The organism is Thermogutta sp., from assembly GCF_039793925.1.
Classification (GTDB): Bacteria; Planctomycetota; Planctomycetia; order Pirellulales; family Thermoguttaceae; genus Thermogutta.
Genome location: NZ_JBAMME010000153.1, coordinates 1 through 9388, shown reverse-complemented (window position 1 = coordinate 9388; position 9388 = coordinate 1). Strand labels below are relative to the sequence as shown.

Sequence of the window (9388 nt, the reverse complement as noted above, 5' to 3'; positions counted from 1 at the left end):
GAAGTGCCAAGCCGATCTGCTTGAGATTGTTCGTGCACTGTGAACGACGAGCTGCCTCCCGAGCAGCTTGCACCGCAGGAAGCAGAAGCGCAATGAGGATCCCAATAATCGCGATCACAACGAGCAGCTCTACCAGCGTAAAACCGGCACAGCGCGGGACGCGCAACAACCTCGACCTAATCATGATGACTCTCCTTTCCTGAAAAACCCCCCAGACACTTACCACCGAATAATCTCTGACAGCTCACGACAGTCAAGCAATTATCACTCGCTAATCTCTCCCTCTGACTTTAAATTCAGTATACTGATTGGAGTCGGCGATGCAACGTTTTTGCGCGGTCCCATTTGGTCACTATCGCGGAGGTACAAAGCCATGAAAATGCGTTTACTGGGCATCGCGGTGATTGGAATTGTGCTGGCATCTGGTTGTTCGAAGGAGAGAAAAGTTTCCTTCAAAACCTATCCTGTCAAGGTAACCATCACACAAAAAGGTCAGCCACTGGCGGATGCCGACGTGCGGCTCCATCCCTTGGACGCCAATGCTCGTGGGGCCCAGGGAAAGACGGACAGCTCGGGAGTGGCCGTGATGAAAACCTTCGGAGAAGGGGGCGCGATTGCAGAAGGGGCGATGGCCGGTAAGTACAAGGTGCTTGTCTCCAAAGTGCTGGTACCGAAAACTCCCGAAGGGGCCGACTACGACAAGCTCCAGGCCGAGCAGGCCACCGCCGATCCTTACGCCAGCGCTCCCAAACCCCTTCTGCCGCCGAAATACAACAACTGGCAGGAAACTCCCTTTGAGTGCGAAGTCAAAGAGGGTGGACCTAACGAATTCAGCTTTGATATTCCTGAATAGCCGCCCGATGCCGCCAGACACAAAGCCTGCCGCTTGGAAAAGCGTCACAGGTCCCTGCGGCCATCAGGCTCCTTCAGCACTTTGACGTAAATAACCTTTGGATCGGCTGGTGCATAGAAATCTTCGAGGACGGCTGCCACCTGGTAGCCGTTTTTTTCATAAAACAGTCTGGTCGGTCGATATTGTTCCCGGCCAGAAGTATCGACATACACCCGGGTCCCACCGGCGGCGCGAATGGCCTTTTCCGCTTCCTGAAGGAGCCGCCGACCTAAACCCTGCCGCTGATAAGCCGGATTCACCACGATCCAGTAAAGATCCCAACTGGAAAGCGTGCACGGGATAGGACCAAAACACACGTATCCCTGCAGTTGTCCGTCGTGCTCTGCAAAGAGAAACTCGTACCCGCTCGCTGCTCCTTTCGCCAGCCGCTCTGCTATTAATTCCTCAGCAACGGCTACCTCGTCGGGACGGAAAAACCCGGTGGATTCCACAAGTCGGCGGACGGCCGGTCCATCCTCCGGTCGAACCGTCGTCCGAAAATGCACACCCACCTGATCATGGGACCGCGTGGTTCCGGTCATAAAGCTGTTCTTATCTCGGTCCAAGTTTCCAGGAGATTGACTCTTACTTTCCTAGGCGTGAGCGCCTTTTCCTCGGCAATGTCTCTCCACGACTTTACAATCCGCAAAAGCTTCATCATAAGCAAACCGGGACTAAAAGGCGGCCGTGGGAGGGGACCTTCTTCTAACCCCGGGGCGGGCGCTCGCCGGGGTTACTCATCGTACAGTTCGTCGAACTCGGTCTGGTCCACATTATGCCGCAGCAGGACATAAATTACGGCGGTTGAGGTCCAGAAATGCGCATACAGATAGGCTGAAGTTAACCGGCGAAACACATCGTGCCATTGGGCCAGACTGGGGTTGGTGAGAAGCTCTCCAAAGGAGACCCTCGGCAGAACGAGTTCCGCCGACCAGAGCGTCAGTTCAATACACCATTCCACAAGCAGCATCACTACTGCGGCCACCACCGCTCCCAGCACAGCGGCGACCGCAGCATAGAAGAAAAAGTAGAACGGCCGCCGCAGTAAATAGGAACCGGCAGCCCCCACCGCTCCGTAGCCGTCCTGGTTGTCGATCATAATCGCTGCCAGCATCAGGGGCCAGCCGAAGACAACGAGCACAACCACCAGCGTGAGAAGCACTCCCGGAATCAGGGTGCTGACCCAGGCCCAACCAAGGGGTAGCACATGCGTCCCGATCCAGTTCGCCGCCAGACAAACCACCGCCGAAATCCAGCCAAAACTGTAAATGGCCAACCACCCGCCGAAGATGCACGCCATCGCCGCCGGCCAGCGGGGAAGCGCAAATCGCAGCAATCCGCCAAGACTGTGCCCCTCTCCTCGTGCCACAGCCAGTGCCGAAAACCGCAGGATCACGCCTCCGCACAATGTCCACACTGCAAAGACCCAAATCAGATGCAACAGCCGTTTGATCCAATCGGTCCAGGATCTTTCCTCCCGAATGGCACGAGGCCTCCCCGGCGGATCGGGAACATAGGTGATTCGCAGAAAGTACGTGTAACAACTGGCAAGATCGTGCCAAACACCGAAAATCGGCACCAGCCGCGGCTGCTGTGCGACCTCTGACAGCAGCAAAACGCTTTTCCCGGCTCGAGAGGAGGAAGATCCGGAAACGCCAAATTGGGATTGCGCAGATTGCGTCAGGCCGAGGTCAGCGGCTCCCAGCCTTAACGGTATTCCACGTGGGAGGGCGGGCAAAGGCTCCCGATAGGGAAATGCATATTCCAAAATCTGGCGTCCGCCTTCCACCAGCAGTAAGCCTATGATGGCAACGAACAAAACCCGCAGGCTGCATGCGGCGATCGCAGCGCGGACCAAACGCAACCACGGAAAGACCTCCCCCCAACGCACCTGGCGAATGACACCCTCACGCGGCTCCTCCATGATTTCGACCTCCTCGATCGACCTGCATCAGTCACCCCATCCGCGCTCTTTTTACGTTCGCATCGACAGCGCTCGGTGTTCTTCGAGATTCTCAATCCTTCCAGATATCGGCGATGCGGGCATCAACATCCGGCAGCGGTGGCAACGGGGCGCTTGGCGTGGGTTCATACCAGAACGTCGCGCAGCACCAGTCGTCTTCTGTTTCCACGAGTCCATTTTTCCAACCAATTTGCTGGATGGTGATGCGACATTCCTTCTGCCAAGCAATCGGATCGGGCAAATGCCACCGGTACATGGAAACAAAGTTGTTTTGATCAAGCGAACACCCCTGATAGAAAAACGGCACCTGCTGCATACCCCAGGAAAGCCCCACGTAGTCCTCGCTCCCCGTCCCGCAAATTGTGGGAAACTCCGTATCCCCATCCATGTACACTTTGATCTCACCTTCACCCCACCATTGGCCTGGGTGAAGATTGCGCACTCCAATGACCACACCGATATACCGCCCCTTGTTTTTTCGCAAGGGCAAAATCTCGAAATCCTGTTTTTGACGGGTGGGGTTTTCACGCCGGAAAAGGACGTGCAATCGGCCAACATCTTCGGGATGCTTATCACCCAGGGTGTAGTCGATCTGGTAAAAGATGGGGGGCGTGCGGTTGCCCTTCGTTTCGTTGGTGAGCGTGATCCGCGCGCGCTTTGTGAACGGCATCGGCAGCCAGATGTTCATCCCCGCCCGAGGTCCCACAGAGTGGACGGCGGAGAAATAGGGCATCACCTTTCCGTGCGCGAAACCGAAGAAGTCGCCCAGCGGGCACTCAATGCTGGGGTGCTCCTGTCCTTCCCAGTACGCGCGGATCACCAGGCTTCGCAAATTCTCCGGATTCGGTTCGGTGGTCAGCCAGATATGGCGAATCGTGCCCGGCCCTTCGATGTCGCAGAGCTGGAGTGTCTCGCCGGGTTTGATGGGGCGCATCGGTGATCCCTTCCGACCCACACCGAGGTTACTGGCTGCTTTACCGCCTTCGCCGGGTGCACCCGTGGGGTTTTCGAAGGAGATGGATCGGGAAACCAGCCCGGTATCGAGGAGGTACGGCTGGTGGATCACATCTGGCTGCTGACCCAATCCGGAGATTCCCACTAACCACAAACCCGCTGCAAGTCCGACCGTTGTGGTGAACCAAAGGAGGCGATTCATCGTGTCATCCCTTCTTCGAGGAAACGTGAGATGGGGACTCACAGGTCACACCGTTGTCTACATGCCGCCCCCATTCTGGCGGAAAAGTCTTTGCTTGGCAACCGGTGGGGACACTCAGGTCGCCGGCCTCGAAAGTTGCCAGACGACGCGATCGGTTACTAATCGACCGCCGATTCTCGCTGGCCCAGTCCTCAAGCTACAATGAGCTTGTTGCAGCAAAGTGCGTTCCGACTCCTCCCCTTGATGGAGTGCGGTATCTGACATTCGCCAGCATAATGTGATGCACGGCGGCAACTCTTCCACGGTTACACAACAGGAAAAAAGGTGAGTGTTCATGGTGCAAAAGCAACCCTTTGGCGAATACCTTGCCCAGGGCGTCGTGGTGTTCGATGGGGCCATGGGCACAGAGATTTATCGCCATCATGTGTTCACCAATCGGTGTTTCGATGAACTCAATCTGTCCGATCCGAAGCTCATCCGCAAAATCCATCAGTCGTACTGCGAGGCGGGCGCCGAAGTCCTGACCACCAACACCTTCGGCGCGAACCGGGAAACCCTCGCCAAGTACGGCCTGGCCGAGCAGGTAAGAGCGATCAATCGAGCCGGCGCCCAGATTGCCCGCGAAGTGGCCGATGCCGCCGACCGACCCGTCTACGTGGCCGGTTCCATCGGTCCGCTCCCCACGCTTCCCCAGAACGAAGAAGCATTGTGGCAGATGATCTGGGAGCAGGTTGATGCCCTCCTGGAAGGCGGGGTGGACTTCATCATTTTTGAGACCCAGCCCAGTCGTCAGGCGCTGGAACTCTGTGCGGCAGCGATGCGGGAACGGCCGGGCGTGCCGTTCATCCTTTCCGCCGCGGTTTATGAAGACGGCGAAACCGCTTCCGGGGAGACAGTGCAGCGGTTGTTTGCTCCGCTTCCTAAAGGGTATCCAGAACCGCTTGCCTGGGGTCTCAATTGCGGCAGTGGGCCTCACGGTCTGCTGGGCGCTGTGGAGCAGGCGGTGCGGATCCTTCGCAAACCCCTCGTTGTCCAACCGAATGCCGGAATTCCCAAGGAGATCGAACATCGTCGCATTTACCTGTGTTCGCCCGAGTATCTGGCCGAATATGCGAAGCGATTCGTCAACCTTGGGGCGGCTGGAGTCGGCGGGTGCTGCGGCACAACACCAGACCACATTCGCGCGATCTGCGACGCCGTCAAACCGCTTGTCCGTGCCCGAATTAAGCCTGTTCTTTTGGCTGCCGCGGAAACCGTGGAACTCAAAACACCGGTGCCTCTTGCGGAGCGGTCGCGATTCGCCTGGCGGCTGGTGCACAAACAATGGGTGACCTCCGTGGAACTGGTTCCCCCCCGCGGATACGACCTCCGCGACATCATCGAGAAAAGCAAAATGCTCCACCGCCACGGAGTGGATGCCGTGAACATCCCAGACGGGCCTCGCGCCAGTTCGCGGATTTCACCCCTCATCACAGCGGATCGCATCCAGCGGGAGGCGATGATCGAAGTCATTCTCCATTTCTGCTGCCGAGACCGGAACCTCATCGGCATGCAGGCCGACCTCCTCGCCTGTGCCGCCTGCGATATCCGCAACATCCTGTTCATCACCGGCGATCCGCCGAAGCTTGGCAATTATCCGCATGCCACGGGCGTGTTCGATACCGACTCGATCGGCATGGTGGGCGTTCAGAAGCGTCTCAATCAGGGCGTGGATCTCGGCGGCCAGCCCATCGATCCACCGACCGCCGCGGTCATCGGTGTCGGTCTGGATCCCACGGCCATCGATCAAAATCGCGAACTGGATCGCTTTCGCCGTAAAGTGGAGGCCGGTGCTGAGTTCGCCATCACCCAGCCAGTCTTCGACCCCGACGCGCTACTGCGGTTCCTGGACAAGGTGCAGCACCATGGTATTCCGATCATCGCGGGAATCTGGCCGCTGGCAAGCCTCCGCAACGCCACGTTCCTGAAAAACGAAGTGCCCGGCGTGGTCATCCCCGATTGGGTCATGGAAAAGATGGCCTCCGTCACCAGCCGCGAGGATCAACTCAAAATGGGGATCGAGATTGCCCAACAGGCCATCGAACGGATCCGCGATCGCGTGGCCGGGGTTCAAGTGAGCGCCCCCTTCGGCAAGATTCAGGTGGCCCTGGAAGTCATTGGGGCATGAAACAGCGTCGCCATGCCATCCCCCGTTGTGCGTCCCACGATTCTGGAAGTTCGCACCGTCACCGGAACCGGCGGAGGTCCGGAAAAGACGATTCTGCTCGGCACACGGTGGTTGAAGGCACACGGTTGGCCCGTCCAGATCATTTACCTCCATCCACCTGCCGATCACGCCTTCGAAGTCATCAGTAAGCGCGCGCGGGAACTCGATGTGCCCCTGATGGACGTGGAAGATCGCGGCCCGCTCGATCTCCGCACCGTCACGCGGCTGTTTCAAATCGTTCGCAAGCTAGGCAATGTGATCTGGCATGGGCATGACTACAAGGCCGATGCCCTGGGCTGGTTCCTTCACCGCACTCATCGAATGAAACTTCTCAGCACAGTGCATGGCTGGGGTGTTTATGCCCCCCGGGTGCGTTTCTACCATTTCATTCACAAACTGTGTCTCCGCGGATTCGACAGGGTTGTGTGTGTGTCGCCTTCTTTGCGCGAAGAATGTATCCGATCGGGTATTCCTCCGGCAATCTGCGAGATACTACCAAACGGCGTGGACTGCGACGAGTTTGCACCACCTAGTTCGCGGGAAGAGGCCAAGCGCTCCCTCGGTCTGCCCGCATCGGACCCGGTTGTGGGGTACGTAGGCCGACTCTCGGGTGAAAAGGATCTGGCCACGCTGTTTCGCGGATTGGCCCGACTGATTGAAAACCGTTTCTCCGTGCATGCGATCATCGTGGGCGATGGTCCAGCCAGGGACGAACTCCGCAGCGCAGTTCGCGAGCTCTCCCTGGACCAGCATGTGAGCCTGGTCGGACATGCCCCGGATCCCCGGCCATACTATGCGGCTATGGACGTGTTCGTTCTACCCAGTCTCCGCGAAGGGCTGCCCAATGTCCTCCTCGAAGCCATGGCCATGGCCCTGCCCGTTGTCGCCACTCCGGTTGGAGGAATCCCGCAACTCGTTCGCGACGGCGAAACAGGGATTCTCATTCCGCCGGGTGATGATCGCGCCCTGGCGGAAGCGGTAAAACAACTGCTGGCCGATCGTTCCCGGGCAGTAACACTCGGGGAAAGCGCCCGCCAGCATGTGAAAATGCACTACAGTTTCGATCGACGGATGGAACGCCTGGAGCAGATTCTGGAGGGGCTTCTCAATCGCCCGACTTTGCCTGCTCGCCCTGGCATGTGACGCCCTCCCAGATGGAACGCAGTTGGTGGATCTCCAGAGATTCCACCGCCGCACCACCTCCCTGCGCGGTGATCGACACATGCCCTGACTTCGTGCCAAATGGCCAGCAGAACGACATCACATACCTGCCGTCAAAAGCAAAAACCTCCAGCGACGTCCGATCCACGAGCAATCGCAGGTCGAGCGGACGATCTTTCGGCAAATTGGTGATCCGTCGGTCCAGGCACACCAGCTCTCCGCGGCCCGGAAACCACGTAAGTTTAACCCCCTTCACGTCGATAACGATTGCTTCTGCCGATCCGCTCTGAAGAGTCAGGAGGATATCCAGAAGATCGCCCACCGGCCACGATTGTGACGAGTGATCGCCTCCCAGGGAGACTCCCTGGAACCGCACCGATTTCGTGCGCAGCGATTCGAGTTCTTCGATCGGTCGGGCAAACAACCTCAATCCCTCCGGCGTGCGACGGAGAGTGATCTCCCGCGGCACCGTCATCTGCTGGTTAAATGGCATCCCCAAATATGCGGAACCATCGGAATTCATCCACCCGATGAAAACGCGGCGGCCCCCAGGTGCGTTGTTCCACGTCTGTCCAGCGTAACAATTCCGTCCCCATTCACTTTGCAGGACGTCACTTTCCGCGGTGAAGCGATGGCCGTCAAATTGGCCGATCAAATGGTTGCCGGAGGCCGTCCACAGAATCCAGCGGACTTCGCCGGGCTCACCCTCAACCGGAAGCGGAAACAGCTCGGGACACTCATGCGCTGTGGGAAATTGTGCTTCGCTTTCTAGCGTCCACTTTTTCAGGTCAGGTGAAGAAAAGATCGAGAACGCATCCCGCCGGACGTACAGAACCATGATCCAGCGCTGACTTTTATCATGCCAAAAGACCTTCGGATCACGATTTTCGTCTGCGATGAAATCCACCACGGGGTTGCCGGTGTATTTCGTCCATGTGCGACCGTGATCCAGCGAGTAGGCCATGCACTGCGTGAATGGGCACGGGTTGTAAGAATGGCCGCCGGCGGCGGTGTAAAACGCACACAGAGGCGGCTGGTCAGGCCGACCAAGTCCCGAACTATTGTAAAGATCCACCACTGCTGACCCAGAAAAGATGGTACCCCGCTCGTCGGGAAAGATGGCGTCGCCAAGTTCTTCCCAGTGAATGAGGTCCCGGCTCACCGCGTGGCCCCAGGTCATGTTGCCCCAGTGAATTCCAAAAGGATTGTGCTGGAAGAACAGGTGATATTCCCCCTCATAGTACACCAAGCCGTTGGGATCATTCGTCCAACCCACCCGCGGTGAAAAATGGAACTGGGGTCGATACGTTTCTCGATAGAGGTTTCCCGGCCAAACCGGTGTGTCGCTCTGCCGAAGACGTTTTTCCACGAGCGTTCGCGCAGAGCGGGGCCGAATCTCCCAGAGCACCGTCTGGCCGCGATAATCAGCCAGATCGATGGCCGCCCAAAACCTCACATCCGAATCCTCCTCGGCTATGGGAATATCGAAATAGCGCAGGACCCGGTCGCCCAACATGATGCGACAGTGCGTCGGCGTTCCTTCCCCGGCCACGGGAAGCAGCAGGTATCGTGACTGAACCGTTGTTTCCAGGGGTTTGCGTTGCTCCAGGGGATCGCGATCGGTTTGAAGAATGTAATCTACATTGATGTGTCCCCAACCGCCGGTGCGGTGATCGACGATCCGCAAAACCGCCGTACGCCCTTCAAATTCTTGAACATCCCAGGTAGCCCAATCCAGTTCCTCCGAGCCACCAGGCCGGGTATTCGGCCCCGTAGCCCGACGAACACTCTTCCCATCTACGACGAGCTCCATGAAGGTTTCCTCTGGGAAGCCACCTCCACCAATAAGAAAAGCGAGGTAGCGTCGTTCAATCTTGAACGGCGGACTTGTCAGTGTCCCTACCGTACCGTCGCCGCCATAGTAGGAATTAACCAGTCGTCGGCCGTGATACCCCGTCACTTCCATTTGCTGCGGCAGCGTGCCGCTGGCGGGGCCGGGTCCAAAAGCTT

Annotated in this window: 8 protein-coding genes; 3 read left to right on the top strand and 5 right to left on the bottom strand. The window is 58.0% G+C overall.

The features are described from left to right. A partial coding sequence (locus tag ABJK56_RS06170) for a DUF1559 domain-containing protein (protein WP_347243789.1) occupies nt 1-184 on the bottom strand: 184 nt, incomplete at its 3' end. Nucleotides 185-373: 189 nt separating this feature from the next. Between ABJK56_RS06170 and ABJK56_RS06165 the strand changes: the two genes are divergently transcribed. Then, a complete protein-coding gene (locus ABJK56_RS06165) occupies nt 374-853 on the top strand; it encodes a hypothetical protein (protein ID WP_347243788.1) in 480 nt (159 codons plus the stop codon). Nucleotides 854-897: 44 nt separating this feature from the next. Here ABJK56_RS06165 and ABJK56_RS06160 read toward each other — a convergent pair whose 3' ends face one another. From ABJK56_RS06160 to ABJK56_RS06150, 3 genes are all read right to left on the bottom strand, one after another. After that, nucleotides 898-1434, bottom strand: coding sequence for a GNAT family N-acetyltransferase (locus ABJK56_RS06160; RefSeq protein WP_347243787.1), 537 nt, complete (start codon nt 1432-1434; stop codon nt 898-900). A gap of 191 nt (nt 1435-1625) precedes the next feature. Next, nucleotides 1626-2816 (bottom strand): hypothetical protein, encoded by a 1191-nt coding sequence (locus ABJK56_RS06155; RefSeq protein WP_347243786.1) that lies wholly within the window; start codon nt 2814-2816, stop codon nt 1626-1628. Nucleotides 2817-2907: 91 nt separating this feature from the next. Then, entirely contained in the window at nt 2908-4011 is a 1104-nt protein-coding gene (locus ABJK56_RS06150) for a glycoside hydrolase family 172 protein (protein WP_347243785.1), read from the bottom strand. A 334-nt stretch (nt 4012-4345) separates the two neighbouring features. On the opposite strand from ABJK56_RS06150, the gene ABJK56_RS06145 reads away from it, so the two are divergent. Continuing rightward, the gene (locus tag ABJK56_RS06145) at nt 4346-6178 is read left to right on the top strand and encodes a bifunctional homocysteine S-methyltransferase/methylenetetrahydrofolate reductase (RefSeq protein WP_347243784.1); all 1833 of its coding nucleotides are present in this window, start codon (nt 4346-4348) and stop codon (nt 6176-6178) included. Between the two features lie 12 nt (nt 6179-6190). Continuing rightward, nucleotides 6191-7360, top strand: coding sequence for a glycosyltransferase family 4 protein (locus ABJK56_RS06140; RefSeq protein WP_347243783.1), 1170 nt, complete (start codon nt 6191-6193; stop codon nt 7358-7360). On the opposite strand, the gene ABJK56_RS06135 is transcribed toward ABJK56_RS06140, so the two are convergent. After that, nucleotides 7323-9388 (bottom strand): glycoside hydrolase family 32 protein (locus ABJK56_RS06135; RefSeq protein ID WP_347243782.1); only part of this gene is annotated, 2066 nt, incomplete at its 5' end. The genes ABJK56_RS06140 and ABJK56_RS06135 overlap by 38 nt on opposite strands.

Coding starts and splice junctions, on each gene's coding strand:
- ABJK56_RS06165 (WP_347243788.1), top strand. CDS start 374: ATGAAAATGCGTTTACTGGGCATCGCGGTGATTGGAATTGTGCTGGCA.
- ABJK56_RS06160 (WP_347243787.1), bottom strand. CDS start 1,434: ATGACCGGAACCACGCGGTCCCATGATCAGGTGGGTGTGCATTTTCGG.
- ABJK56_RS06155 (WP_347243786.1), bottom strand. CDS start 2,816: ATGGAGGAGCCGCGTGAGGGTGTCATTCGCCAGGTGCGTTGGGGGGAG.
- ABJK56_RS06150 (WP_347243785.1), bottom strand. CDS start 4,011: ATGAATCGCCTCCTTTGGTTCACCACAACGGTCGGACTTGCAGCGGGT.
- ABJK56_RS06145 (WP_347243784.1), top strand. CDS start 4,346: ATGGTGCAAAAGCAACCCTTTGGCGAATACCTTGCCCAGGGCGTCGTG.
- ABJK56_RS06140 (WP_347243783.1), top strand. CDS start 6,191: ATGCCATCCCCCGTTGTGCGTCCCACGATTCTGGAAGTTCGCACCGTC.